Source organism: Pseudomonas orientalis (assembly GCF_022807995.1).
Taxonomy (GTDB): Bacteria; Pseudomonadota; Gammaproteobacteria; order Pseudomonadales; family Pseudomonadaceae; genus Aquipseudomonas; species Aquipseudomonas orientalis_B.
In genome coordinates this window covers 3,711,149-3,736,839 of sequence record NZ_CP094351.1, presented here as the reverse complement: position 1 = coordinate 3,736,839, position 25,691 = coordinate 3,711,149, and the positions used below count along the sequence as shown (strand labels likewise).

The 25,691-nt window shown below is 60.6% G+C and carries 17 protein-coding genes and 3 pseudogenes; 10 read left to right on the top strand and 10 right to left on the bottom strand.

Annotated elements, in window-relative coordinates; translation table 11 throughout:
- Positions 1-38 precede the first annotated feature (38 nt).
- Together MRY17_RS16485 and MRY17_RS16480 are read right to left on the bottom strand one after the other, a co-directional pair.
- Entirely contained in the window at positions 39-926 is an 888-nt protein-coding gene (locus tag MRY17_RS16485; RefSeq protein ID WP_243352512.1) for a dihydrodipicolinate synthase family protein, read from the bottom strand.
- Between the two features lie 37 nt (positions 927-963).
- Positions 964-1,746 carry an aldolase gene (locus MRY17_RS16480; RefSeq protein ID WP_191955780.1) on the bottom strand — a complete coding sequence of 261 codons (783 nt, stop codon included), beginning with the start codon at positions 1,744-1,746 and terminating at the stop codon, positions 964-966.
- A 135-nt stretch (positions 1,747-1,881) separates the two neighbouring features.
- Between MRY17_RS16480 and MRY17_RS16475 the strand changes: the two genes are divergently transcribed.
- Entirely contained in the window at positions 1,882-2,418 is a 537-nt protein-coding gene (locus tag MRY17_RS16475; protein WP_181285436.1) for a helix-turn-helix domain-containing protein, read from the top strand.
- A gap of 96 nt (positions 2,419-2,514) precedes the next feature.
- Here the strand turns inward: MRY17_RS16475 and MRY17_RS16470 are convergent, their stop codons facing one another.
- From MRY17_RS16470 to MRY17_RS16450, 5 genes are read right to left on the bottom strand one after another with little or no spacing between them, the layout of a single operon-like run.
- Complete coding sequence (locus MRY17_RS16470; protein ID WP_243352511.1) at positions 2,515-3,714, bottom strand: alginate lyase family protein; 1,200 nt, start codon at positions 3,712-3,714, stop codon at positions 2,515-2,517.
- Positions 3,711-6,779, bottom strand: coding sequence for an efflux RND transporter permease subunit (locus tag MRY17_RS16465; RefSeq protein ID WP_243352510.1), 3,069 nt, complete (start codon positions 6,777-6,779; stop codon positions 3,711-3,713). Before MRY17_RS16465 ends, MRY17_RS16470 begins: the two co-directional genes overlap by 4 nt.
- Positions 6,776-7,894 (bottom strand): efflux RND transporter periplasmic adaptor subunit, encoded by a 1,119-nt coding sequence (locus MRY17_RS16460; protein WP_243352509.1) that lies wholly within the window; start codon positions 7,892-7,894, stop codon positions 6,776-6,778. The genes MRY17_RS16465 and MRY17_RS16460 overlap by 4 nt, the downstream gene beginning before the upstream one ends.
- A 16-nt stretch (positions 7,895-7,910) precedes the next feature.
- On the bottom strand, positions 7,911-8,720 hold the full coding sequence (locus tag MRY17_RS16455; protein WP_243352508.1) for a MipA/OmpV family protein: 810 nt from the start codon (positions 8,718-8,720) through the stop codon (positions 7,911-7,913).
- A complete protein-coding gene (locus tag MRY17_RS16450; protein ID WP_243352507.1) occupies positions 8,717-10,198 on the bottom strand; it encodes an efflux transporter outer membrane subunit in 1,482 nt (493 codons plus the stop codon). Before MRY17_RS16450 ends, MRY17_RS16455 begins: the two co-directional genes overlap by 4 nt.
- 365 nt (positions 10,199-10,563) lie before the next feature.
- On the opposite strand from MRY17_RS16450, the gene surE reads away from it, so the two are divergent.
- Complete coding sequence (surE, locus tag MRY17_RS16445; protein WP_191952081.1) at positions 10,564-11,343, top strand: 5'/3'-nucleotidase SurE; 780 nt, start codon at positions 10,564-10,566, stop codon at positions 11,341-11,343.
- 20 nt (positions 11,344-11,363) lie between these two features.
- Here surE and MRY17_RS16440 read toward each other — a convergent pair whose 3' ends face one another.
- Positions 11,364-11,795, bottom strand: a complete 432-nt coding sequence (locus MRY17_RS16440) for a MarR family winged helix-turn-helix transcriptional regulator (RefSeq protein ID WP_181285434.1) — start codon at positions 11,793-11,795, stop codon at positions 11,364-11,366.
- Positions 11,796-12,132: 337 nt separating this feature from the next.
- Here MRY17_RS16440 and MRY17_RS26670 point away from each other — a divergent pair.
- The 6 genes and pseudogenes from MRY17_RS26670 to MRY17_RS16415 form a co-directional block, all read left to right on the top strand.
- Positions 12,133-12,642 (top strand): annotated as a pseudogene (locus tag MRY17_RS26670) (MCP four helix bundle domain-containing protein); the annotation flags it as partial.
- A gap of 603 nt (positions 12,643-13,245) precedes the next feature.
- Positions 13,246-13,773, top strand: a pseudogene (locus tag MRY17_RS26665) (methyl-accepting chemotaxis protein); the annotation flags it as partial.
- Positions 13,774-13,921: 148 nt separating this feature from the next.
- Positions 13,922-14,698, top strand: a pseudogene (locus MRY17_RS26660) (PAS domain-containing protein); the annotation flags it as partial.
- A 99-nt stretch (positions 14,699-14,797) separates the two neighbouring features.
- Positions 14,798-15,235: a methyl-accepting chemotaxis protein gene (locus tag MRY17_RS26655; protein WP_244653295.1), complete on the top strand. Its 438-nt coding sequence runs from the start codon at positions 14,798-14,800 to the stop codon at positions 15,233-15,235.
- Between the two features lie 97 nt (positions 15,236-15,332).
- Complete coding sequence (locus tag MRY17_RS16420; RefSeq protein WP_243352506.1) at positions 15,333-17,096, top strand: putative bifunctional diguanylate cyclase/phosphodiesterase; 1,764 nt, start codon at positions 15,333-15,335, stop codon at positions 17,094-17,096.
- 152 nt (positions 17,097-17,248) lie between these two features.
- On the top strand, positions 17,249-19,654 hold the full coding sequence (locus tag MRY17_RS16415; protein ID WP_243352505.1) for a TonB-dependent receptor: 2,406 nt from the start codon (positions 17,249-17,251) through the stop codon (positions 19,652-19,654).
- Between the two features lie 118 nt (positions 19,655-19,772).
- On the opposite strand, the gene MRY17_RS16410 is transcribed toward MRY17_RS16415, so the two are convergent.
- Both MRY17_RS16410 and MRY17_RS16405 read right to left on the bottom strand, forming a co-directional pair.
- Positions 19,773-21,113 (bottom strand): LLM class flavin-dependent oxidoreductase, encoded by a 1,341-nt coding sequence (locus tag MRY17_RS16410; RefSeq protein WP_243352504.1) that lies wholly within the window; start codon positions 21,111-21,113, stop codon positions 19,773-19,775.
- A gap of 1 nt (position 21,114) precedes the next feature.
- Positions 21,115-23,307, bottom strand: coding sequence for a TonB-dependent receptor (locus MRY17_RS16405; protein ID WP_243352503.1), 2,193 nt, complete (start codon positions 23,305-23,307; stop codon positions 21,115-21,117).
- 207 nt (positions 23,308-23,514) lie between these two features.
- On the opposite strand from MRY17_RS16405, the gene MRY17_RS16400 reads away from it, so the two are divergent.
- Positions 23,515-24,555, top strand: coding sequence for a LacI family DNA-binding transcriptional regulator (locus MRY17_RS16400; protein ID WP_243352502.1), 1,041 nt, complete (start codon positions 23,515-23,517; stop codon positions 24,553-24,555).
- A gap of 62 nt (positions 24,556-24,617) precedes the next feature.
- Complete coding sequence (locus MRY17_RS16395) at positions 24,618-25,232, top strand: TetR/AcrR family transcriptional regulator (protein WP_243352501.1); 615 nt, start codon at positions 24,618-24,620, stop codon at positions 25,230-25,232.
- Positions 25,233-25,691 lie beyond the last annotated feature (459 nt).

Genomic DNA, 25,691 nt, shown 5'->3' with positions numbered 1-25,691 from the left:
CGGGTGGCGAACTTTTCGTTTGTCGTTTCGATCACGAGTTAGGCTGCCAACTCGTCCAACAGCTTTTTCAGGTAAGTGCTGGCTGTGGCATCAAGCGGTTGAAGCGGAAGGCGGGGGGCGCCGACGTCAAGGCCCTGCATCCTTAAACCTGCCTTGACAGTGGTCGGCAGGCCGCGACGAGTGATGTATTCGAGTATTTCGTACTGGCGATAGAACAGCGTGCGGGCTTCTTCCAGTTTTCCACTCTGCACGGCATCCCACAGCGCCAGATTCAGTTCCGGAATAAGGTTGGGGGCGGCGGTACACCAACCGCTCGCACCGGCAACCAATGCCTCCAGGGTTAACGGATTGCAGCCGTTGTAGAAGGCCACTTGACCATCGGTGGCCTTGAACAGTCGGTGCATGCGTTGAATGTCGCCAGTGCTCTCCTTGACCATGGTGACGTTCTTCACTTCTTTCAGGATGCGCAGGATCAGATCGACCGACAGGTCCGTGCCGCTGGTGCCTGGGTTGTTGTAGAGCATGATAGGAATGCTGATGGCCGCGCCGACTGCTTTGTAATGATCGACAATCTCCGTGTCAGTCAACTTCCAATAAGAGACTGGAAGCACCATCACAGCGGTAGCCCCACACGACTCAGCCAATCGGGCACGCTGTACGGTGCGTGCGGTGGTCAGGTCCGAAACGCTGACCACTGTGGGTACTCGGCCGGCGATTTTCTCTTGGCTGAAGCGGACCACCGCTTCCCATTCCTGATCGCAAAGATAGGCGCCTTCCCCGGTGCTTCCCAGCGGTGCGATGGCATGCACGCCGGAGGCGATCAGCTTGTCGATCGACTGCCCCAAGGCAACCAGGTCCAGTGAACCGTCAACCGCGAATGGGGTGATGGTATAACCGATAACGCCACGAATTATGGAAGTAGACATACAAGGCACCTTTGCAGTTTTTATGATGTAAGGATGATCAGGCCAGGCAATCGCCGTGGGCACGCAGTGCACGCCGGGCGTAGTAACTGAATGCGGCGCCGTGGCGTTTCGGGGTGCAGATCCAATCGTGAGCTTCTTTGCCCAGCGCTTCGGGAATGGGGCGGATTTCCCCTGCGCTCATAGCGAGCAACTGCATCCTGGCCGCCCGTTCAAAAAGCAGCGCGAGCACGCAGGCTTCTTCAATTGAGCTGCCTGCAATCAGCAAACCATGGTGAGAAAGCAGGATGGCGCGCTTGTCACCGATCGCCGTTGCAATGATCTCGCCTTCTTCATTGCCCACCGGAACACCCGGCCAATCCTTGAGAAAGGCGCAGTCGTCGTACAGCGGGCAGATGTCCATATGGGAAACCACGAGCGGCACTTCCAGCATTGACAGTGTGGCGCTGTGCAGAGGGTGTGTATGGATGATGCAATTCACATCCGGGCGAGCCCGGTAAAGCCAGCTGTGGAAGCGATTGGCCGGGTTCGCCATGCCTTGGCCCTTGAGTACTTTGAGGTCTTCATCGACCACCAGCAGGTTCGAGCCACTGATCTCGTCAAAACCCAGGCCCAGGCGCTGCGTATAATAAGTGCCCGGTACTTCGGCACGGGCGGTGATCTGCCCGGCCAGTCCCGAATCATGTCCGCCGTCAAAAAGAATTCGGCAAGTCAGTGCAAGCTTCTGTCTCGGGGTATATTCGTTATCGATCAGTGCCGTCACCATTTGCTTCTCAGCAAGGGCGACGAGCTGATCCTTCGGGGTCTGCAGGGTCGTGGTCATGGTCAGTACCTGGTTTAAAACAGCTCAAATTGCCAAAGAGTCTCTGCAACGACTCTCCAGGACACATTGTGATCGTAATGACACATTGTGTCATTTGCAACCCGCGTGTCATTATTTTTCAAGGAATAGCGTTCGATGGCGGTACAGCTGAGAATTTTGCGCAAGAAGATGGGAATAACCCTGGAGCAACTGGCCGGGCAAACCGGATTGACCAAGAGCTACCTGTCGAAGGTGGAGCGGGGTGTAAGTTCGCCCTCTATTGCTGTGGCGCTCAAACTGGCGAAGGCCTTGAATGCGCAAGCCGAGGAACTGTTCAGCACCGAAGCGGTGCCCGCCGAAGGCTACAGTCTGGTGCGACGTCAGCCGCGCGAAGCCATTGATGGCGGTCTACCCCCAGCTCATGTACCGCTGGCGCGGCATATCGGGCATCGGGCGTTGCTGCCATTTCTGGTCTACCCGCCGCGCTCATTCGGCCACTCTGCCTTCAAGGAGCATCTGGGGGAGGAATTCATCTATGTGGTGCGTGGTCGTGTCGAAGTTGATTTCGGTAACGAGCGCCAGACGCTGGATGAAGGCGACGCCCTGCATTTCAATGCTCAGAAATCTCACCGACTGCGCTCCGTTTCCGACGAGCAAGCAGAGTTGCTGGTCGTCGTACATAGCTCGGACTAGAGCCGCAGCATTCGAGATTTATGGATGCCTGGAGCGTGGTTGCCGTGAGGGCGCATTGATGGATGTTCAGGGCGCCAGTTCGCTTCCTGACAAACCCTATTCGCCCAACGAATACAGCAAGGTTCCGTACCCCAACTGATCGAAGCCACCGCTGTTCGGACCGTAATCGCCGCCACCGCCTTCCACCTGGACCTTATGCGCGAAGGCTTTCACGTTCGGCGCCTTGAGGCCTTTAAGCAGCACATAATGGTTGTAGAGCAGTTCCCAGATCGGCCGGATGTCGCCGCGATGCTCTGCCGAGATGACACTTTGCTTGAAACTGCTGTTGATAAAGGGGGTGAAAGGCACGTCCTGGCCCAGGTTATACCTGGCCACATACTCGGCGCCTTGCAGCACGCGGTTGTTCTGGTACCCAAACAGATCGTCGCCCTGGCTCCAGGCCATTTGGCAGAAGCTGCCGAGCAAGGCGATGTCGAGCAGGGTGTGCGCCTGGTCACGTCCGCTCTCCTGGACCTGGCCCAGGCCATTGCCGTAGAGCTTCCACACCACGTGTTCAATGGAACCGTTGCCGGCGCCGTGTTTGAAATAGTTGACCGCTTCTTCATAGATATCGCGGCGGTCGGTCAGTACGCCAATTGCCAGCATCGAGTTCATATTGGCCAGGTCCCAGTTCGCCCAATAGTGGTCGACCAGCGCGTTATTGTGATGCGCCAGGAAATCATGGTTCATCGGGTAGAACACCGTGAGCATCATGCTCTGGAACCGATGAAAGTCCGCCGCCTTCCACTTTGGATAACCGCGCAGTATTTCGGCGGCATTGGCGAGTTGGTAACCGTACAGGCCTGATGCCAGGAAACGGTCCGACGTGCCTTCAATCGCCGTCAGGGTGGTGGACCATTGGTTCAACATCGCTACGGCTTTGTCGGCATACACGGGATCGCCCGAGAGCTGCCAGCGCAGGGCCAAGGCGTACGCGGCGGCGGCGTCGTTGAATAACCTGGCGTAGTTTTCCGGATGCTGGCCATCCGCACCCCGATACACCACCGCGACCGGGCTCGGGTTCCAGGCCAGTGATGCATGACGGTTGGCGATCAGCTTCTGCCAACCGGCCAGCCACGGCTGGTTGTGGTTGGCCAATTTTTCGCGGATGCGTATAAAGTCCTGCTCGGTCTGCAACAGGCCCGGATGGACGAACGCGGAGGCTTGAGCACCGATACTCGGCGACAGCGCGCCAAGCAGCGCGGCCCCGAGGGTTACGCGCTTGAGGTTGCGCTTTGCCTTCAACGAAAAAATCATGGTGTGGTCGCCTTGGTGTGTGAATGTTTACGCGGTGTGAACAGCAATACGTACAGCACGGGGATCAACCCCAGGGTGACCAACGTGCCCAGCGCCAGGCCGCCCATCAGCGTGATCGCCATGCCTTCCCACAGTGGCCCGGCAAACAGCATCAGCGGCACCAGTCCGATAATGCAGGTCAGTTTGGTCATGACGATGGGGCGCAGGCGTTTCACGGCGGCATTCACCACCGCCTCGTACACCGGCAGGCCATCGTGCAGTTCCGCCTCGATACGCTCCAGCAACAGCACGGCGTTGTTGACGATAATCCCCGCCAGTGACAACAGCCCGAAGGTGGCCATGAAGCCGAACGGGTAACCAGTGATAAGCAGCGCTACGGCCACGCCAATCAGGACGAAGGGGATCGCCGAGACCACAATCAGCAGTTTGCGAAACGAATTGAACTGCCAGACGAACAGCAACAGCATGGCGATCAGCGCGTGGGGAAGGTATTGCAGCAATGCCTGGTTGGCGTCCGCCGAGTCTTCGATTTCGCCGCCCAGTTCAATGCGATATCCCGGCGGCAGGGGCAGTGCCGCGACCTGCGGTGCCAACTGCTCGACGATGGAGGTTGCCGTCAACGACGGGTTGTGCCCGACCACAGTGATGGCGCGTTCCTGATTGCGCCGCATCAGCGTCGAGGGTTCGCTGGCCGCGACGATGCGCGCAACGGTCGCCAACGGCACGGGTGTCGAGCCGTCGGCCGGGTAGACCAGGATGCCGCGCAGATCCGGCGAGATATCGGTTGGCGTCGCTGGCTCGCGCACCACCAGCGGGACGCGGGTCTGGTTGTCCTGCAATGACGAAACCTGAATGCCGCCGAAGTGCAGCTGCAAGGCCTGGGCAATGGCTTGGGTGTCGACACCGGCGCGGCGCGCACTGTGCTGATCGACCTCTACGGTATAACGTGCCAGACGTGTGCTCCAGTCATCGCGTACATCCAGTGTCCCCGGCACTTCCCGCAGTGCTTTTTCGATCTGGCCGGCCAGGCTGCGCAATACCTGCTCGTCCGGGCCCAGCACGCGATAGATCGCCACACCGGCCTCGGTAGTGCCAAGGGAAAAACGCTTGGGCTCGGCGCGCAGTTCCGGGTGGTGCTTGAGCAGATAGCGACGCATATTGGCGATGACTGCATCGATATCCGTACCGGCCTTGACGCTGACAGTGAAGTAAGCGGTTTCCGGTGCCGGCAACGGCGGGTTGAGGCCCAGCACGATACGCGGCCCGCCATCGCCGACGTAGCCGATACTGTCGGCTACCTGGGGTTCCTTGCTCAGCCACAGGCTGATCTCGCGCACGCTTTGCAAGGTCTTGCGCGAGCCGCTGCCGGGTTCCAGGCTGATAGGCACCTGGAACTGCAAGCGGTCCGACTGAGGCAGAAAGTCATAGGGTACGCGCATCAGTTCGAAGATGGCGGCGGCGAGTAACATCAGCATGGCCATCAGAAACAGCGCTTTGTGTTGCAGCACGCGGCCGATGACCGCCCGGTAGCCTCGGTAAAAACCGCTGTCATAGCTGTCCTCTGCCGTGTCCTGAGGGGCAGCTTTGGCAAAATACAGGCACAACAGCGGCGTGACCGTGATGCTCAACAACCAGGAGCCGAGCAGCGTCAGCGCCAGCACGACAGCCAATGAGCGCAGGTATTCATTGGTGCTGGTCTGGCCGAGAAAGAACGGCGAGAACGCCAGCACAATCACCAGGGACGAGGTCAACAGCGGAATCGCCAGGGTGCGTCCGGCGTCCTCGCAGGCCTGGCGCCGATCTTCACCGGCGTGGAGCCGGCGCTCGATGTCCTCGGCGATCACGATGCCGTTGTCCACCAGCAAACCGAGCGCGAGGATGATTGCGGCAATCGACACGGTTTGCAGCTCGACCCCGAGCATGCGCATGGCGATCAACGTACCGAGGATGGTCAGCGGCACAATGGCGCCCACCACCAGCCCGGTGCGCCAGCCCAGGAACAGCATGACCACGGCCATGACGATGACCACCGTCTCGATCATCACGTGTTTCATCTTGGCCATCTGCTGATCGACCACATCCGCCTGGAACGTCACCATATGGGCGCTGAAGCCCAACGGCAGTTGCTGTTCCAACTGGGCCAAACGCGCGCGCAATGCCACGCCGAATTGGTGCACGTTTTGTCCGGGCGCCATGGACACTGCCAGCACCACGGCGTCCTGGCCTTGATAGACCGCCGCGGTCTGGGGCGGGTCGGCCGCCATCACCGAGATCTGCGCAATGGCGCCGAGCGCCACCGATTGCGCGGTGCCGTCGGCGCCGGGCAGTTGGATCGGCAACTGGCGCAGTTGCTCCAGGCTGAGCACTTCGCCGGTTACGGTTAGCGTGGTGATTTGCCCGCCAATGTCGGCAATACCGCCAGGCGCCAATACGTTCTGTTGCTGCAGTTGTTGGAACAGCTGCTGGGGGGACAAGCCCAGCCCCGCCAGGCGCTGTGGGTTGATGTCGATCGACAGTTGCTGGTCTTGCAGGCCGTGCAATGTCACCTGGCCGATACCGGGCAAGCCGCCCAACTGGTCACGCAGGCGCTTCAACGGCCCGCGCATCTCGCTCATGCTGTAGCCGGGCGCGGTGACGGCGATGGACGCGACGGCGACGCGTCCGAAATTATCGTCGACAAACGGCCCCTGGGTGCCCGGTGGAAAGCTGGCACCGGCCTCGGCGACTTTATTGCGTACCTGCTGCCACAGCACGCCCAGGTCCTTGATCTCATCGCGGGCCGTCACCTGGATGATCACGCTGCCGGGGTGGACGGTGGTCACGATGTTTTTGATCTGCGACAGCTCGCGCAGCTTTTCTTCGGTAGGCCGGGCCAGCAACTCTTCGGCGCGTTCGCTGGGCAGGCCGGGGAATTGGATGCTCACCAGCGCATCGCGAATCGTCACCGAGGGCTCTTCCTGGGTCGGGAAGCTCAGGAATGTAGCCACGCCTGCGAGCAGGATCAGCAGGGCGGTGAATAAGGTCAGGCGGCTCGCGCCCAGGGCGTGACGGGTCAGGTTGATCATTCGGGCGTGCTCAAACGGCTGGAGGGCGAGAGCAGGTTGACGGGCTGGCCGTCGGTGAGGAACGCCACGCCGGTGACGACCACTTGCTCGCCGTCCTTGAGGCCGTCGTCGATGGCGACACGGCCCTGGTCGATCAGGCCGATCGTAATATCGCGCAGGGCGACCTTGCCCTGGGCAGGGTCATAGACGAACACCTGCACCTGGCTGGCGTCGCCGCCCATACGCAGCGCCTGGGTCGGAATCGACAGCGCGCGCGCGGCAGGCGCCGCCAATCGCACGTTGAGGTTCACGCCGCTGGGGAGCGCGAGCGCGCGGGCGTCCAGGCGAAAACGCGCGCTTTGCAACAGGCCGTTCTGCGCGCGCGTCGACAAACCTTCGAGCACCAGCGGCAGGGTTGAGCCGGGCGCTGCCGGGTCGTTGGCGGCGGCGTGGTCGCCAGGTTTGAGGCCGGCGGCCTGTTCCATCGGAATTTGCACGATGACCTGCAACGCGCCGCCGGCCTCCAGTTCCATCACCCCTTGGCCGGGCGACAACTCGCTGTACAACTGCGCGGGCCGGGCCACGACGCGGCCATCAAACGGCGCGATCAGTTGGCCCTGGCGTTGATCGCGGCGTACCAGGTCCAGCGCCGCTTCATCGGCGGCCTGCTGTGCAACGGCGGCCTGCCACGCGGCTTCGGCTTGCTCCACGGCGCTGGCCGCAACGCTGCCCTGGGCGTAAAGCTGTTGCTGGCGCAGCTTGTTGCGCTTGCGCTCGCCGGTTTGCGCCACGCTGGCGAACAAAGCCGCCTGCGCTTGTTTCAGGCGTAACCGCACGGCCGACGTGTCCAGGCTCGCCAGCACCTGGCCTTGTTTTACGGCATCGCCGACGTCGACGTTCAACGCCATTAATCGCCCCGCGCCTTCGAAGGCCAGGGCCGCGCGTTGGCGTTGGCGCACCACACCGGTCAACGGCGCAGCGTCGACCTCTGTAGCGTGCACGGTGGCGACTTTGACGGACCTTACGGCCGGCTCCGGCACCGCTTCCTCGCGCGAACAGGCCGCCATCATCAGGCAGACAACGCCGAACATCAGGGAACGGTCCCAAGGACGGAACAACTGAGCAAAACCCTGCATGCCTGGCGCCTCGTTATCAGAAGGTGTAGTTGATGGCGAACATGCCCAGGCCGGCGCTTTCACGCTGGATCAGCGGGCTGTTACGGGCCTGGTCGGCGTACTGGGTCAGCGTCAGGCTGGCCAGCGTCGACCAGTGCGCGTCCAGGCTGTGCTGCCAGTTCAAGGCGGCGGAATAGGCATAGATGCCTGCATCGGTGTTGTATTTGCCATAGAGCGAACGCTGGCTCTGCGCCTGGGTGACGCCGAAGAAAGTCTGGTTGTAGCGGCCGTCGCCGGCATGGGCGTCGATGTCCAGGGACAGGGTGTCGCTGTCGGTATGCAACAGGATGCCTTCCAGGCCAAAGCGGTAGCGGTTGCCACGGTGTTCGCCGGCCATGCGCAGTTCGGCTTCGCCGCTGACCGACAGCCAGTCAAACAGCTGCTGGCTGAGGGTGAAGTCGGCGACGGTGGCGCCGTTGATATCGCCCATGCCGTTCAGCTCGCGGTCGCCCGGGCGGCTGCTGCTGTCTTTTTCCTTACGGCCCAGGTCGTAGTTGATCGCCGCGCTGGCGCCAAAGCCGCTGTCGGATTGAAACTGCACACCGAGGCCTCGGGTGGTGTCGGCGAACAGCGCGCCGCGCTGGATGCTGAACATCGGCAGCACGAGCGCGCGGTAGCGGTCGGCGCCCATGTAGCGCGGTGTGACCCCCATGCCAAGGCCCAGGGTGGCGGTGGTCTTGTCGGCTGCCGGGCTGGCGTCGGCCGCCTGTGCCGGGATCGCGAGCGTGCAGGCCATCAAGGCGGCGCCCCACAGCACGGTACGGGTCGGGGCAATGGTCAAGCTCATGGTGAAACCCTTTCAGCGGAGGAAAATAGCGGTGCGCCGGACAGCGCGCGATACAGCGCGAGGCGGTTGAACAACAATTGGTAGGTGGCCTTGCGCAATTCAATGTCCGATTCAGCCAGGCGAATTGCCGCGGCCGAGAGCTCCGAACGCGCAGCCGCACCCGCGGCAATCTGCTGGTCGAGACGCTTGGCTTTTAATGCGGTCAACGCCGCCAGATCGATCTGCGTGGTGGCGTTGGCCAGCGCTTGTTGTCGTTGGCTCAACAGGTCTGCGATTTCGCGGAAGGCGTCCTGCACGGTCTTTTCGTATTGGGCGACGGCGGACTCTTGGCGAGCGGTGGCCAGGTCCAGGTTGGCCTGGTTGCGGCCACCGTCGAACAGCGGCAGGTTCAGTTGCGGGGTGAACAGCCAGGCGCCGCTGCCGGATGAAAACAGGTTGCTCAAGCGCGGGCTGGCGATGCCGGCACCGGTGCTCAAGGTGATCGAGGGGAAGAACGCCGCACGCGCGGCGCCAATATTGGCGTTCGATGCGCGCAGGGCTTCTTCACACTGGCGCACATCGAAGCGCTGCAACAGTCGTTGGGACGAGAGTTCGATCAGCCAGGGCGGGGTATCCAAGTCAATTGCGGGGTCTGTCGCGGTAGCGGTCGAAGGCGCGGCCTGGTAGCCGGTCACCCATGCCAGCGCCTGCTGTGCACGCGCGTGGTCGGCGCTTGCGTCCTGCCATTGCTGGGCGGCACGCCGAACCTCCATGCGTCGGGTGTCGACCGTGTCCTGGGCGACGAGGCCTTCCTTTTGCTGGCCGTCGAGTACGCTCAGCAGCAGGTTCTGGTTGTCGAGAATAGACTGCGTGTCGGACTGCACGCCTGCCTGCAAGCGCTCTTGCAAATATAGGCGCGCCACTTCAACGATCAGTGCCTTGCGCGCCGCCAAAGCCCCGTAGCGTGTGGCCAGGTAGTCATGCTGCGCCGCCTCGGACAGGCTGCGGACCCGGCCGAAAAAATCCAGCTCGAAGTCCGATACGCCGACGGACGCCACCGCGATGTCTTGCCCATAACGTTCGTCGGCGGCCTTGTCGTGCAAGTGCTGGCGGTTGCGTTGCAGGCCCAGGGCCACGGTGGGCAGGCGATCGGCGCGGGAAATGCCGTACTGGGCACGGGCTTGCTCGACACGCAGCAATGCCAGGCGCAGGTCGCGATTGTAGTTCAGGGCTTGTTCAACCCGATGCGGCAACTGCGCCGATGAATCCAGGCCGGCCAGCAATTGTCGCTCCTCCTCGGAAAGCCCCTCGACCTCACCGGTCATGGAGGAGGGCGTGCCCGTCGAAGGTTCGCCTTGCAGGGTCTGCGGCACCGGCAGCACGGGCGCCTGGTACTCCGGCGCCAGCGAGCAGCCGGCCAGCGTGCCGACCAGCAGCAACACCGCGCCGAGGCGTTCAGGCAGCTTGACAGGCTTGGACAGCGGTACGGTGGTCGGCATAGGGTCGGTTCGCGGAAGTCGGGCGTAGGGCAATACTGGCAGCGGACTTTCAATAAACGGTGTGTGAATTATCAAGGTTTCATCAAGGGACTTCTTTGTGTGAAGAAAACCTGTCTTCATTGTCGAAAACGACGCCGACAGCGCCCGTGCAATCAACCCGGAAAATGGGTGGATGACTGCACCCGGCGCCGGTGGCCAGTGCGAGCGGCCGGTTCTGAAACCAGTGACTTTTCCCGTAAGCCTTGGTGAGCGAAGGCAGGCCTGTTTTCATACCTATAAGTAGATAACTATTTAAATATAGGTAATTATGCCTTCGAAGGCGCCAATCCGAGCGCCTCCTGCGGCAGCATCGACGGGGCATGACCATGGCGAAGAGTCATCGATTTGAGCGAATCCTTCTCACCAACGACGATGGTATTGATGCCCCAGGGCTCAAGGTACTTGAACGCATTGCCTGCCAATTAGCGAATGAAGTGTGGGTCGTCGCACCGTTACTTGACCAAAGCGGCACGTCACATTCATTGAGTCTGCATGCTCCCTTGCGGCTGAGTTACCAGGGAACACGCAGGTTTGCGGTTACCGGAACCCCCGCTGATTGCATAGCCCTGGCGCTTGGGCATTTGCTCAGTCACGACAAGCCTGACCTGATTTTATCCGGCGTGAATCGCGGGGCGAACCTGGGAACGGAAACGGTATTCTCGGGTACCGTCGGAGCGGCGATGACGGGGTTACTGTTCGGTATCCCGTCCATCGCACTGAGCCAGGCGTTTACGGATCGCACCGCGGTGCCCTGGGAAAACGCACTCAACCACGGCGCCCCCGTGATTGAACAACTGATGGCCCAACAGTGGCCGCAAGACGTTTGCTTGAACGTCAATTTCCCGAGCTGCGCACCCGGTGCCGTGTTGCCACTGAAAATAACCCGGCAAGGCAGAGGCCGCTTGGAGGGGGTGTCGGTTCGTTCGGAAAATGACCCGCGTGGGCTGGAATACCATTGGCTGCAATTGCGCAGGCACGCATGCGCGGATGAGCCTGGGACGGAAACGGCTGAAAGTCTTGGCGGACATATCACCGCAACGCCGTTGCAGTTCGAGCACACATGCGCGTCGGCGAGCATGACGTGCGAAAACAGGATTTTTACCTAGGGCGCATTCGACAGCGAGCTTCAGCGCCAGTCGGAGCTTCCATAGCTGCTGAGTTTGTCCATGAGCAAGCCGGCTGCTTCCAGGCGCTTGCGTTCACCGGCAGTCAGACAGGCGTCTACCGCTTCAGCAAGCCACTCGTCACGGCGCTGACGACTTGCCTGCAACACGCATCGGCCTTGCTCCGAAAGGCCGATCCAGGTACGTCTGCGGTCTTCGGTGTCTGGCGTACGGGTAATCAAGTCTCGCGCCTCCAGGTCCTTCAACAGGGAGGCAAGGTTGGACGAGCGGATATTTTCCGCTTCGGCAATTTTCGAGGGCGTTGCCATGCCGTCCATTTGATCGATTGCGCTCAATACCAGCATCTGCGACCAAGTATCGGGGTGATTTTGCGCCTCTTGGCGCAGGCGTTTGTTCAGGCGCGTAACGCGCTCGCGAAATAAAGAAATATGCATGTGCCCGAGACCCTGAGATGCCTATACGATTGTAACCAAATCGGGTGACGAGAGGGCAAGCGATCACGCGGAACATTCGACTCGACAACAGAGCATCAGAGGTCAAGGAAGAGCCGAGAAAACGAAGCTGAAGTTCGAACTCTGCGAAAACCGCTCTTTTCCAGCCTGACCCACGCCCCTGTGATAGCACCGAGCTATCAATGCAGTGCGTAATACTCAATGGATTCGCTATCCGGCATCGACGTATCTTCAACGCAACCAGCCTGATTGGCTCACCGCGCCCCTCGCGTCATCCGCATCAATCCAGTCCCATAACGGGCATATTCCAGAGTAAGCCATGAAGAAAACGCTTTCGTTGGCCACACGCATAGGGCTGAGTTTTGCAGCCATCCTGGCGCTTCTGATGATGATCACTGCCATCGGCATTCAGCGCGTTGGGTTCATCGATTCCACCTTGGGCGACGTCAGTGAAAACGCGGCAAAGGTGCAGCGCTACGCCATCAATTTTCGTGGCAGCGTGCATAACCGCGCCATTGCTATCCGGGATGCGGTGCTGGTGACGAGCGACCCTGACCTGGACACCTACTTGTCGCAGATTAACGCTCTGGAAAAAGCCTACGCCGACTCGGCCGCGCCAATGGATCAGTTGTTCGAACGCGCAAACGTTACGGGCGAAGAGCTTCGACTGCTGACCGCCATCAAGGAGATTGAACAACAAACCCTGAAATCCACCCAAGCGGTCATCTCACTGCGCCGAGCGGGGGACATTCCGGGAGCCCAGGCGCTTCTGATGCGTCAAACGTCTTTGGATTACAGCGAGTGGTTAAAGCGCGTGAATGCGCTGATTGACTATGAAGAGGCATCCATCAAGGCCAAGCTCGGCGCGGTGCAGGAAACGGCCAGCCAGTTCAGTACCCTGATGCTGATTGCGACCGGTATTGCCCTGCTGCTGAGCGTCACGCTATCGGCGGTGATTATTCGCTTCGTTAAATCGACATTGGGCGCGGAGCCCACTGAGGTGGCATTAGCCATTGAGCGTCTGGCGGCGGGTGATCTGAACCAGACGATTTCAACCGATTACCCCAAGAGCGTGATGGGGGTGCTCAAAGACGCTCTCGTGCACTTGGCAGAGACTATTCAACAAGTGCGCAGGGCGGCCCAGGAGGTCAATCACTCCTCCATCCAATTGTCTGCCACCTCGTCGACCAACAATGACCAGATCAACCTGCAAACCCACGAAGCCGAGCAGGTAGCCGCAGCCATCACGCAAATGGCCGCGACTGTCAGCGAAGTATCCGGGTATGCCGCGCAGGCGGCTGATGCTTCCCGCTTGGCTGACATCGAAGTGGAAAACGGTAATCGTTTGGTTGCAAGTACTGCTGTTGCCATCGAGCAACTGGCAATGACGCTGGAGCAAACCACGGGTACCGTAAATCAGGTATCCCAATACAGTGAAAATATCGAGTCGGTGATCGATGTCATCAACTCCATTGCCGCTCAAACCAACCTGCTGGCGCTGAACGCTGCTATTGAAGCGGCAAGGGCTGGGGAGCATGGGCGTGGATTTGCGGTGGTCGCTGATGAAGTGCGCTCGCTGGCCAACCGTACCCAGCAGTCAACCGAGGAGATTCGGCAGATGATCAGCACGCTGCAATCGGGGACGGAAGCCGCCTCGCAAACCATGCGCAACAGTTGCGAGCTGGCGAGCCAGACCGTCACACAAACCCGCAGCGCGCAGAGTGCACTGGCCAGGATCAGCGAGCAGGTGGGCGCCATCAGTCATATGAACGCGCAGATTGCCAGCGCTTCTGTACAGCAGAGTGGCGTGGCTGACGATGTCGCTCAAAACATCAACCGTATTCACGGCTCCACCGTGCAATCAGCCACCGGCTCGCATCAAGTTGCGACCGCTAGCAGGGAACTCTCGCAGTTGGCGGATCGCCTTGCAGCGAAAGTGGCTTTCTTCACGGCGGCTTAGGATGCCAGGTTTGGGCAGGACGGCGTCTTTGACACATCGGGCGCGCAGGCCGGTACTTTAACGTCGCATCATTTTATCTGCGTCGAACGGCCTCAATATCATGCAGGCGGTGCCGATAGACTTGCTATGACCCTATAGGCGGTTTCCCATGTTCAATACCAAACTCAAGAACCAGCTTCACGCTCAGACGGCAGAGCTGTTGGAGCTGCGCCAACTGCGCGATGGCCTGAACCGCGAAATGCTGACGTTGAGTATTGATCCGGCGTTCAAAATTATCGCATGTAACGAGAATTTCGCAGACGCCTTGGGCTACAACCAGGACCGGCTCGTGGGTCGCGCCATGGCTGATGTTGTTCCGCAGTACGTATCCAAGCTTCCGTGCTTCCATAACTTTCGAGCAGCGGTAGCGGCGGGTAAGTCCATCTCTGATGAATACAGATACCTGCACGCTGACGGTTCCCTGGTGTGGCTTCACGCGCATTGGCAACCGGTAAAGGATGAAAATGGCAGGTTGAGCCATGTGACCTGCCATGCCACGAACATTACCTCCCGAGTGGAAGAAGCGTCGGAAAACACGTCCTTCATCGATGCATTACTTCGTTCGACGGCAGTGATCGAATTCGATCTTTCCGGGCATGTACTCATGGCGAATGAGCAGTTCCTCAAAGCGATGGGCTACAACCTGAGCCAGGCAAAGGGCAGTCACCACCGTATTTTCTGCAGGCCGGAGGAAGCGTCGTCGCAGAAATACAAGGAGTTCTGGTCCACGTTGAACAAGGGTGAGTTCGTCGCTGGGCGATTCGAGCGTGTTGACAGTAGCGGTAGGACGGTATGGCTGGAAGCGACGTATAACCCGGTTTATGACACCGAAGGAACGCTGCGCAAGGTCGTCAAGTTTGCGACGGTTATCACCGATCAGGTTGCTCGTGAGCAGGAAGTCAGTGAGGCAGCCCAAACTGCATTTGAGATCTCCCGGCAGACGGATATTACTGCTCAGCGAGGAGCCGTCGTCGTCAACGATACGATGCACACGATGCGTAAAGTCGCGGGTGATATGCAGGCTGCCTCCGGCGGGGTAGAGGCGCTCGGCAAGCAGTCGTTGTTGATCAGCTCGATCATTCAGACGATCAGCAGTATTGCTCAGCAAACCAACTTGTTGGCATTGAATGCTGCGATTGAAGCTGCTCGCGCAGGTGAGCAGGGGCGAGGCTTCGCCGTGGTAGCCGATGAGGTTCGACAACTGGCCGGCCGCACCAGTACCGCCACTGAAGAAATCGCATCGGTTGTGTTGCAGAACCAGAAGCTGGTGGAACAAACCGTCGCTGAGATGGCAAACAGTAAGTCCCAGGCGGAGCAAGGCCTTGAACTTGCCACGCAGGCAGGCCAGGTCATTGTTGAAATTCAGGATGGCGCCAAGCGAGTAGTCGAAGCGGTGGGCAGGTTCGCGACTCAAGTGGCTTAGGGCAGGAACCGTTGGCCGTACTGTTCCCGCCGCTCGAAGCCTCTGCCCGCGACGTCAAAGAAACCCCCTCTATCTCATTACCTTCGTTGAGAGTTTGATGGAACACGCTGAAGATCTGTCACTCATTGAACAACGTCGTTTTCTGCGAATTCGAGAGCTGTGTCTGCTCGACGATCAGCGCGACGATACGTTTGATCAAATCGTTGCGCTCTGTGCTGAATACTTCCGAGCACCCATCGTGCTTATTTCAATTGTGGATGAACACAAACAGTGGTTCCGTGCCAAGGTCGGAGTGAGTATCAATGAAACGCCCCGCAGCGAATCGTTCTGTGCCCATACCTTGTACTCGCATGAGTTTCTCGAAGTGCCGGACGCGACGCTCGATCTGCGTTTTCAAGACAACCCCCTGGTCACCGGGCTTCCAGGTATCCGCTATTACGCGGGTGCGCCCCTGACCACTGACGACGGTTTGGGTCTTGGCGCTCTCTGCGTGATTGATACCGTAGCCAGGCCACGGATGAGCGAGCAAGATGCCTCGATGCTCAGGCATTTGGCTGGACTGGTGATGAGTCGAATCATTGCCCTCAGATCAGAAAACTATGTTGACCCTGCCACAGGCTTATATAACCGTGCTCGGCTTGAGAGCGACATCGGCAAGGCTCAGAATCGCGCAGACGTCTGTAGCATCGTAGCGATTGATGTCATTTCTCCCGACTTTTTGAACGAGGTGGTCAAGACGTTGGGCTATGAGTTTTCCCTGGAGTTGATGTTGGCTATCAAGGAGCGCCTGTTAAGTATTGTTCCACCCGAATCCCCGCTTTACAAAATCAGCCCTACACGGTTCGGCCTTGTTTTGCCTTACCCAATTGCAGAAGCGGTCAGCAAGGCTGTTATCAATGACTACGTTACGCCGGTGCTGTGCCACGACATTCCGTTGCAGATGACCGTCGGTGTGGGATTGTTAAAACTTGGGGGGGCAGGTGAGTCGCCGCATGAGTGCTTACGTCTGGCGATCAGCGCCGCAGACGATGCTCGAGATCGAATGGTGGGCTGGTGTTACTACGAGGATAAACTGGACACCGTGCAGCAGCGCACTTTTATTATCTTGAGCTCGCTTGCAACGGCTATAGCCAGCGATGAACAATTCAGAATGGTCTACCAGCCTCGTATTGATATAGGCACCGCAAAATGCACGTCGGTTGAGGCGCTGCTGCGCTGGGAACATCCGCTTCTTGGGGCAATTGGACCTTCAGAGTTCATACCGCTGGCTGAAAAAACAGCGCTAATGGGGCAGATCAGTTTGTGGGTCTTGCACAACACGATCGACCAAGCTGCCCAGTGGCAGCGTCAGGGCTTGAATTTCAAGGTGTCGATCAATGTAACTGTGCAGGATATTGAGTCTTCAGTATTCATAAACGCTTTGGTTCGCAGGGTTCGACAGGCTGATTTCGATCCTCGGTTACTTGAAGTGGAGTTGACTGAAAGCGCCCGCATAGATGACTTCGACAGCGTGCTGCTCCATCTCAATCAGCTGCGTGCGTTGGGCATCGGGATTGCCATTGATGACTTCGGAACGGGCTATAGTAATTGGTCGCACCTGCAACGGCTCCCCGCCAGTGTCGTCAAGTTGGATCGTTCACTGATTGAAAACCTGGTCCAGCAGTCCAGGAGTCAGTGCCTGGTGCGCACCATTATCAAACTTGCCCATTCGTTGGGGTACCGCGTTGTGGCTGAGGGCGTTGAGACCCTTCAAACGTATGAGCTTGTCAGTGGGTGGGGGTGTCATGAGGTTCAGGGATATCTGATCGCAAGGCCGATGGCGTCTACTGCGATACCTGGATGGTTATCTAATCGCGCCTGAGAATATTACCCAGTTGCTCTGATTAAGCCCAACCTGAACAGATTGGGCTTTTTCATGCCTGCAAAAAAATATTCCCCAAAATCACCCGGGCCTGTCCCTTTTTTCCACTTCGCCTGTCATTCCAGGCAGTGAATAAAATCGAGAGCCTTCCCATGCCCGCAGTCCCCACCATGCGCTTGCGCCCTTTGCTGAAACTGAGCCTGCTGCTCAGCCTCAGCACCAGCCCGCTGTTCATCCCGTTCAGTTACGCCGAAGACGCCGCCGCCCGTCGCAGTTACCAGGTACCGGCCGGCAGCTTGAGTGCGGCGCTGACGCGTTTTGCCGGGCTGGCGGGGGTCAACCTGTCGATCGATCCGGCGCTGGTCAGCGGTCGCAGCAGCAGTGGCTTGTCTGGCGATTATGGTGTGGAGGAGGGCTTCGCGCGGTTGCTGCAAGGTTCCGGCCTGCAACTGCAACCGATGGGCGAGCAGGCGTATGTGTTGGTGGCGGCGCCGGAGGGCGCCAGCCTGCAATTGGCGCCGACATCTATTGTGGGCACCACAGGTCTGGCCGACGGCGACACCTATGCCGGTGGCCAGGTGGCGCGTCGTGGTTCGCAAGGGCTGTTGGGCGCGCGGGACTTCATGGAAACGCCGTTCAGCATGACCACCTACACCGCGGATGCGGTGAAGAATCAGCAGGCGCGCACCCTTGGCGATCTGATCGCCAGCGACCCTTCGGTGCGCGCCACCAACCCGGCCGGCGGGCGTTATGAGCAGTTCACCATCCGTGGGTTCAGCCTGTTCAACAGCGACGTGGCCTATAACGGTTTGTACGGTGTGTTGCCCACTTACACCATTGACATGGAAATGGCCGACCGCGTCGATATCGTCAAGGGCCCGACGCAGTTGATCAACGGCATCTCCCCACGCGGCAGTGTCGGCGGCGGGATCAACGTGGTACCCAAGCGGGCTACCGACAAGGACATCAATTCGTTCACCGGCAGTTGGGCGTCCGACAGCCAGGCCGGTGGCGCAGTGGATATCGGGCGCCGGTTTGGCGAGGACAATAAATTCGGCATCCGTTTCAACGGAGTGAAACAGGCTGGGGATACGGAGTGGGATCACCAGTCGGTCGATCGCGAAATGGCGGTGCTCGGCCTGGACTTTCGCGGCGAGCGCCTGCGCCTCTCCACCGATATCGGCCGTACCGAGCGCGACACCGACGCGCCCCAGGAACGCGTGCAAGTCGGCGCCAATGCCAAGGTGCCGAGCGCCAACGATGTGCGGCGCAACTACGCGCAGTCCTGGAGCAAGGCCAGTACCAACGACACCTTTGGCACGCTCAACGGCGAGTTTGACCTCAGCGACAGTGTGATGCTGTACGGCGGGGTAGGCGCGCGCAAGAGTAACCATGACTTCCTGCGCCACGCAGTGTCGGTCACCAATAACGCCGGGGATTTCAGCGTGCTGCCGCGTGATTTTACCCGCGATGAAAATGTGCGCACCGCCACCGCCGGCGTGCGCAGCTGGTTCCACACCGGGCCGGTCAGCCATGAAGTCAACCTGGCGGCCAGCTATTTCTACATGGACTTTGAAAACGGCGGGGCGCGCTATGCGGCGGCGCCGAGCAATCTCTATAACCCGGTCCAGACCGGGGTGCCGTCGCGGCCGACGCGCTTTGATTCCAAGGTCTACACCGAAAATAAGTTCAGCGGCGTGGCCTTGTCCGACACCCTGGGCTTCTTCGACGACCGCTTGCTGCTGACCCTCGGCGCGCGCTGGCAGCGGGTGAAGGTGGATGACTGGACCGACAACGTCAAAGGCGCCACCGCCTACGATGAAGAAAAGATCTCGCCCTCGGGCGGCGTGCTGTTCAAGGCCACCGACAAACTCTCGTTGTACGCCAACTATATGGAGGGTTTGAGCCAGGGCAAGGTCGCACCGTCCACCTCGATCAACGAAGACGAAATCTTCCCGCCCTTTATCAGCCGCCAGATCGAGGCGGGCGCCAAGTACGACGCCGGGGCCTTTGCCGTGACCGCCGCCGTGTTCCGTATCAAGCAGCCGGCGTATGAAACCAACGCCACCTCGCGGGTGTTCGGCCCCAACGGCAAGCGCCAGAACAATGGGGTGGAATTGAGCGTGTTCGGCGAACCGTTGAAGGGGTTCCGTCTGCTCGGCGGGATGATGTACATCGACAGCGAATTGACTCACACCACCAACGGTACGTTCGACGGCAATCGCGCGCCCGCCACACCCAAATACAACGTGAACCTGGGCGCCGAATGGGACGTGCCGACGCTGGAAGGCCTGACCTTGACCAGTCGCGGCATCTACTCCAGCTCACAGTACCTGGACCAGTCCAACGTCAAGCAGATCGACGCCTGGAACCGCATCGACGTGGGCGCGCGTTACGCGTTCAAGGTCGATGACAAGCACATCACCCTGCGCGCCAACGTGGAGAACGTTGCCGACAAGCGCTATTGGAGTTCGGCCGGTGCGTCGGATGACAGCGAGCCGGGATTGACCCTGTCGACACCGCGTACCTACCTGTTGTCGGCCACTGTCGATTTCTGAGGGCTGTAAACGCACATCAACCTGTGGGAGGGGGCTTGCCCCCGATGGCTTTCTGTCAGCTATAAATTATGTGGCTGACACACCGCAATCGGGGGCAAGCCCCCTCCCACATTTGATCTCATAGCGTCCCGGATTGAGTGGTGCCGAAACGATTTTGCGGCCGCGCCAGGCCGAGGTTTTCCCGCAGTGTGGTGCCGCTGTATTCGCGACGAAACACACCGCGCCGTTGTAGCTCCGGCACCACCCAGCGGGCCACGTCCTCCAGCCCGCCTGGCAGGTGCGGCACCAGGATATTGAAACCATCCGCCGCGCCGTTTTCGAACCAGTGCTGCAGCTCATCGGCAATCTGCTCCGGCGTGCCGATCAGGCTGTAGTGACCGCGTCCGCCGGCAATCCGCCGCCCCAGTTGCGCCAGTGTCAGCTGTTCACGATGGGCCATTTCGCTCAGCAGTTGCTGGCGGCTGCGTTGCCCGCTGTCGGTCAAGGGCAGCGCCGGCAACGGTCCATCCAGCGGGTAGCCGGACAGGTCGAAATTACCCAGCATGCGCCCCAGCAACGCCACACCCACCTGGGGCTCGACCAGTTCTTGAAACGTCTCGAATTTCGCCCGGGCCTCGGCCTCGGTCTGCCCGACCACCACCAACACGCCCGGCATGATTTTCAGCGCGTCCGCCTCGCGCCCATAGCGGCCCATACGCCCCTTGAGGTCGCGGTAAAACGCCTGGGCACTGGCCAATGAGGTCTGTGCGGTAAACACCACCTCGGCGGTCTGCGCCGCCAGTTCACGGCCGGTTTCCGAAGAACCGGCCTGCACGATCACCGGCTGGCCCTGGGGCGAACGCGCCACGTTCAGCGGGCCTTTGACCCGGAAGTGCTCGCCCACATGGTCCAGGACATGGCACTTGAGCGGGTCGTAATAGCGCCCGCTGGCCTTGTCGCGCACGAAGGCGTCGTCGTCCCAGCTGTCCCACAACCCTGTCACCACCTGATGAAACTCCCGCGCGCGGCGGTAGCGTTCAGTGTGCCCCAGGTGTTCATCGCGGCCGAAATTCAGCGCTTCGGCGGCGTTGTCCGAGGTCACCAGGTTCCAGCCTGCACGCCCGCCGGACAGGTGATCCAGCGAAGCGAATTTGCGCGCCACGTGGTAGGGCTCGTTGTAGCTGGTGGTGGCGGTGGCGATCAGGCCGATATGCTCGGTCACGGCACTGAGCGCCGAGAGCAGGGTGAGCGGTTCGAAATGATCCGAACGCGCCATCCGGCTGGCGATTTCACCGGTGGCGGCGGCGATGCTGTCGGCCACGAACAGGGCGTCGAACCTGGCCGCTTCCGCAACCTGAGCCAGGTGCTTGTAATGGGCGAAATCCAGCCCGGCGTTGGCCGGCACATCCGGATGGCGCCACGCGGCCACGTGGTGCCCGGTGGCCATCAGGAACGCGCCGAGTTTGAGTTGACGGCTCATGCTAGAAATCCTTGCGCAGTTGCACGCCGACGTAACGCTCGTCGTCACGGGGCACGGCGCGGTAGATGTAGTTGCCGCCGCTGGCCAGCAGCGGCGAGTAGGACTTGTCGGCCAGGTTCTTCGCCAGCAGCGCCACGCGCCAGCCGTGGGTGTAGTCGGCCAGGGCCACGCTGGCGTTCCAGATGCCGTACGCGCCTTGCTTAGTGTCCAGGTTCTGGCTGATGTCGTACTGCACTTCGCTCTGCCAGCTGTAGTCGGTGCCCAGTTCGATATCCAGGCCGTTATCCAGGGGGATGCTGTAGTCGGCGCGCACGTAGCTTTTCCAGTCCGGGCTGTACGGCAGGGGTTTGCCATTCACGTTGCAGGTGGCCGCTGCGCCTGGCGGGCAGGCGAATTGGTCGATGCGCGCACGGGTATAGGCCAGGGCGCCGGAAAGCTTGAGTTGCTGGGTGGCCTGCAACGCGTAATCGAGCTCGACCCCTTCGGTGCTGACGCTGCCGGCGTTGATCAGGCGCGTCACCACCTGGCCTGCGACCGTGTCGAAAAAGTTGGCCTGATAGTTGTCGTAGTCGCTGTGGAACACCGCCAGGTTGGTGGTCAGGCGGTTGTTCCACGCGCTGGCCTTGATCCCGGCTTCCCAGGTGTTGGAGGTTTCCGGCTTGAGCGCGTCGGTGTCGCGCGGCTGCATGTTGAAGAACACGTTATAGGCCGGGCCTTTGTAGCCACGCGAGTAGGTGAGGTAGCTGGTGACGCTGTCGCTCAGGTCGTACTGCACACCGAGGCGACCGGACCAGCCGTCCTCGTCCACCGAGCCGGAACTTGCGGTGGCCGGTTGAATGCCGCTGACGGTGCTGGCCGAGGTGGATACGCGGCGGTGGTCGTATTTCAAGTCGTCATGGGTATAGCGCAACCCGGCGATACCGCGAAAGCGCGAGGTGAAGTTGAGGGTGGTCTCGCCGAACGCCGCATAGCTGTCGCTGGTGGTGCTGTAGTCGGCGACGCCACGGTCGACGCGCGTAGTCGTGGTGAGAGTGCGCCGGTAGGTTTCCTCGTCCTTGCCATGCATGTAGAACAGGCCACCGACGTACTCGAGGAATTCGCCCTTGGGTGAAGCCAGGCGAAATTCCTGAGAGTACTGGTCGAACGCCAGGTCGCCCTTGTCGGCGGTGCCGGGGAAGGCAGCGCTGACCGTGCCGAGGCGGTCGCCGTCCTGATATTGGGTGTTGTCCCAGCCGCGCCAGGCGGTGATCGACGTCAGGGTATAGGCGCCCAGGTTCCAGTCCAGTTGGGCCGACAGGCCCTTGTTGGTGTCTTGCACATGGCTGCGGGTATCGGTGTTGATGTCGCGGTTGTCACTGGAGGCGCGAACCGGGCTCAACGCGTTGCCGAACGCCGGGCTCAGGGACTGGCTGACTACGCCATTGGGCGCGTCATCGTGGGACTGCATGTAGTCGGCGATCAGGGTCAGCTTCACGTCGTCATCGGGCGTGAATTCCAGCTTGCCGCGAATGCCCTTGTGGTTGTAACCGTTGACCTCCTGACCGTTGTGGCGGTTATCGACGTTGCCGTCGTAGCTGCCGAACAAGGTACTGATCGAACCCTTGAGCACCTCCGGCACCAGGCTGCCACCGATACCGAAGCGGGTGCGGCTTTCATTGCCGCTGTAGAACGACTGGTCGATAAAGCCGTGGGTCTCGGCGCTCGGCGCCTTGCTGGTGATATTCAGCACCCCGGCCGAGGCATTCTTGCCGAACAACGTACCCTGTGGGCCGCGCAACACTTCGATGCGATCCAGGTCCAGCAGGTCGAGGGTGGCCTGGCCGGGGCGGGCGTACACCACGCCGTCGATCACCGTGGCCACCGTCGGTTCGACGCCGGGAGAGGTGGAAATGGTGCCCACGCCGCGTACGAACAACGAGGTGTCCTTGTTCGACGCGCCGGTGCGGAAATTCAGCGACGGCACTTGCTGCGCAATGCTCGCCACGCCATTGCGGTTGTCGCGTTCCAGTTGTTCGCCGTCGAGCACCGAGACCGCCACCGGGATTTTCTGCAGCGACTCTTCGCGGCGGGTCGCGGTGACGGTGACGGCCTTGAGCGTGAGTTCCGGTGCGTCGCCTGCAAAAGCGCCGGGGACGGGAAGGGCGCTCAGGCCAGCCAGAAGCAGTAAATGGGTGTGCCGTGGGAAATTGTGCATGCTGTGCCCGCTCGAAAAAATGCCCTGGTCCGCTGCGGTTCTGCGACCGTCAGCGCCTGTGTGAATGTCTTGGGCATTCGCTCGAGCGAGTAGCAGACAATGCGCTTTGTTAGCGCTAACATCGGCATTATTGGTAAGTCTTGCTTAGAGCGTCAAATACTAAAAAATTAGTCCTATATTCCTTTTAGGTTTGAACAGGATCTTTCCGTGAACGAAGAAAAACCGCGCAAACGCCGTGGCGCCGGTCGCGTCACCCTGAGCACCGTCGCGCGTCAGGCCGGGGTATCGGCGATCACCGTGTCGCGGTATTTCAACCAGCCGGAGCAGGTCTCACCCGAACGCCGCGAGCGGATTGCCGAGGTGGTGGCCGAGTTGGGTTATGTGCCGAATCTGGTGGCTGGCGGGCTGGCTTCCGCGCGGGGCCGGATCGTGGCGATGGTGATCCCGAACATCTCGGGGCCTATCTTCGCCAATACCCTTCAGGGGTTCAGCGATACCCTCAGCCGGCATGGGTACCAGCTGTTGCTGGCGTCCAGTTATTTCAGCGCCGAGCAGGAAGAAAGTGCGGTGCGCGCCTTCCTCGGCTGGTCGCCGGCGGCGCTGGTGCTGACCAGCCGTTTTCACAGTGCAGGCACCGAAAAAATGATCGCCGATGCCGACATCCCCGTGGTGGAAACCTGGGACTACGTGCCCGAGCGTGAGCCGTTGCAGATCGGTTTTTCCCACTATGAAGTCGGCGTGACGGCCGCGCGTTACCTGCACGCCAAGGGCTACCGACGCATTGCTTTCGTGCACAACAGCGCCGCGGGGGACCTGAGCGCCCGCGAGCGGGGCGAGGGGTTCGCCGCGACCCTGACCGAACTGGGCGTGCAGCCCTGGGTCTTCGCCCCCGACGCCGACCGCGCGCCTTTTGAGGCGGGCAAGCAGGCGATGGAAATCCTGATGAGCCATGCCACACCGCCCGACGCGATCTTCTTCGCCAATGACAACCTGGCCGCCGGTGGCTTGCTGGCGGGGCAACGTGCCGGGCTGAAGATCCCCCAGGACTGCGCGGTACTCGGTTTCGGCGATTACCCGTTTGCCGAAATGCTGTTGCCGAGCCTGAGTACCATCAAGCCGCCGGCGCTGGAAATCGGTGTGCTGGCGGCCACGCGGGTGCTGGAAAGCCTTGGCGTGCTGGCGCTGGTGGGTGAGGTGCAGCGCTTGAACCTGCTGGACTGCCGCCTGATCGAACGCGAAAGCGCCTGAGCTTTATTTGCGGCCCAGGGGCAATTTGGATACGGTGCAAGCCTGCCCACAAGGATGTTCCCATGACCGAACCAGCCCCTAAAACCCGCCGCGCACCCAAGGGCGAAAAACGCCGCGAAGAGCTGCTGGACGCGGCCTTGCAGGTGTTCTCCCTGGAGGGCTACAGCGGCGCTTCCGTGGCCCAGGTGGCGGCGATTGTCGGTATTTCCGTGGCCGGCCTGCTGCATCACTTTCCCAGTAAGATCTCGTTGTTGATGGGCGTGCTGCAACGCCGCGACGAAGTCAACCAACGGATTGCCGATGAAGTACGCGCCGAGAAGTCGTTGACCGGGTTGCTCGGCAGCCTGCGCGCGATCAACCGCTCGAATGCCACCGCGCCTGGCGTGGTACGTGCGTTTACCATTTTGAATGCGGAAAGCCTGCTTGATACCCAACCTGCGTGGGGCTGGTTCCAGGAGCGCTATGCGGGGATCCAGCGCCGTTTGCAGGAGCAGTTTGCCGACTTGGTGGCGGCGGGGGAGGTGCGCAGCGACGTGGACATCGCCGGGCTGGTGGAAGAAATCCTGGCCATGATGGATGGCCTGCAGATCCAGTGGCTGCGCTTTCCGGAGCAAGTGGACCTGGTGGCGCGGTTCGATGCCTACATTGCGCGGGTCGAAGCGGCCATTAGAACCTGAGTCGAACGCAGTCAACATGTGGGAGGGGCGGTGCGACGATTCGACTTGCCTCCGATGGCGACCTCAGGACCGACCAGGATTTTGATATCGATCCCAGTCCAAATGTGGGAGGGGGCTTGCCCCCGATGGCGGCCTCAGGCCGACCAGGATATTGGATCAGACCGAGTACATATCCGTTTCTGCGGTCACGGCTGCTATGGGTTCCGCTTTTACAGCGGCTCACTTTTGAAAAGCGCAAAAGTAAGCAAAACGCTCTTGCCCCACCACTCGGCACCTCGCCCAGGCTCGGTGTGCCCGAACGCAGGCTTGAATCCGTGGGCCGCCGCCACGCGCCATCCATGGCGCGGGGCGGCTAACCCGGCGTCCTGCCGGGTTACCCACGGATTCAAGCCTGCGTTCGGCCAGCGTGGTTTAACGGGGCGCCTGAGATCAAGAGCAGATCAAGATCAAGAGCGGCTC

Excerpts from the sequence above, each read along its gene's own strand:
- MRY17_RS16485 (WP_243352512.1), bottom strand. The coding sequence starts at position 926 with ATGTCTACTTCCATAATTCGTGGCGTTATCGGTTATACCATCACCCCA.
- MRY17_RS16480 (WP_191955780.1), bottom strand. The coding sequence starts at position 1,746 with ATGACCACGACCCTGCAGACCCCGAAGGATCAGCTCGTCGCCCTTGCT.
- MRY17_RS16475 (WP_181285436.1), top strand. The coding sequence starts at position 1,882 with ATGGCGGTACAGCTGAGAATTTTGCGCAAGAAGATGGGAATAACCCTG.
- MRY17_RS16470 (WP_243352511.1), bottom strand. The coding sequence starts at position 3,714 with ATGATTTTTTCGTTGAAGGCAAAGCGCAACCTCAAGCGCGTAACCCTC.
- MRY17_RS16465 (WP_243352510.1), bottom strand. The coding sequence starts at position 6,779 with ATGATCAACCTGACCCGTCACGCCCTGGGCGCGAGCCGCCTGACCTTA.
- MRY17_RS16460 (WP_243352509.1), bottom strand. The coding sequence starts at position 7,894 with ATGCAGGGTTTTGCTCAGTTGTTCCGTCCTTGGGACCGTTCCCTGATG.
- MRY17_RS16455 (WP_243352508.1), bottom strand. The coding sequence starts at position 8,720 with ATGAGCTTGACCATTGCCCCGACCCGTACCGTGCTGTGGGGCGCCGCC.
- MRY17_RS16450 (WP_243352507.1), bottom strand. The coding sequence starts at position 10,198 with ATGCCGACCACCGTACCGCTGTCCAAGCCTGTCAAGCTGCCTGAACGC.
- surE (WP_191952081.1), top strand. The coding sequence starts at position 10,564 with ATGGCGAAGAGTCATCGATTTGAGCGAATCCTTCTCACCAACGACGAT.
- MRY17_RS16440 (WP_181285434.1), bottom strand. The coding sequence starts at position 11,795 with ATGCATATTTCTTTATTTCGCGAGCGCGTTACGCGCCTGAACAAACGC.
- MRY17_RS26655 (WP_244653295.1), top strand. The coding sequence starts at position 14,798 with ATGCACACGATGCGTAAAGTCGCGGGTGATATGCAGGCTGCCTCCGGC.
- MRY17_RS16420 (WP_243352506.1), top strand. The coding sequence starts at position 15,333 with ATGGAACACGCTGAAGATCTGTCACTCATTGAACAACGTCGTTTTCTG.
- MRY17_RS16415 (WP_243352505.1), top strand. The coding sequence starts at position 17,249 with ATGCCCGCAGTCCCCACCATGCGCTTGCGCCCTTTGCTGAAACTGAGC.
- MRY17_RS16410 (WP_243352504.1), bottom strand. The coding sequence starts at position 21,113 with ATGAGCCGTCAACTCAAACTCGGCGCGTTCCTGATGGCCACCGGGCAC.
- MRY17_RS16405 (WP_243352503.1), bottom strand. The coding sequence starts at position 23,307 with ATGCACAATTTCCCACGGCACACCCATTTACTGCTTCTGGCTGGCCTG.
- MRY17_RS16395 (WP_243352501.1), top strand. The coding sequence starts at position 24,618 with ATGACCGAACCAGCCCCTAAAACCCGCCGCGCACCCAAGGGCGAAAAA.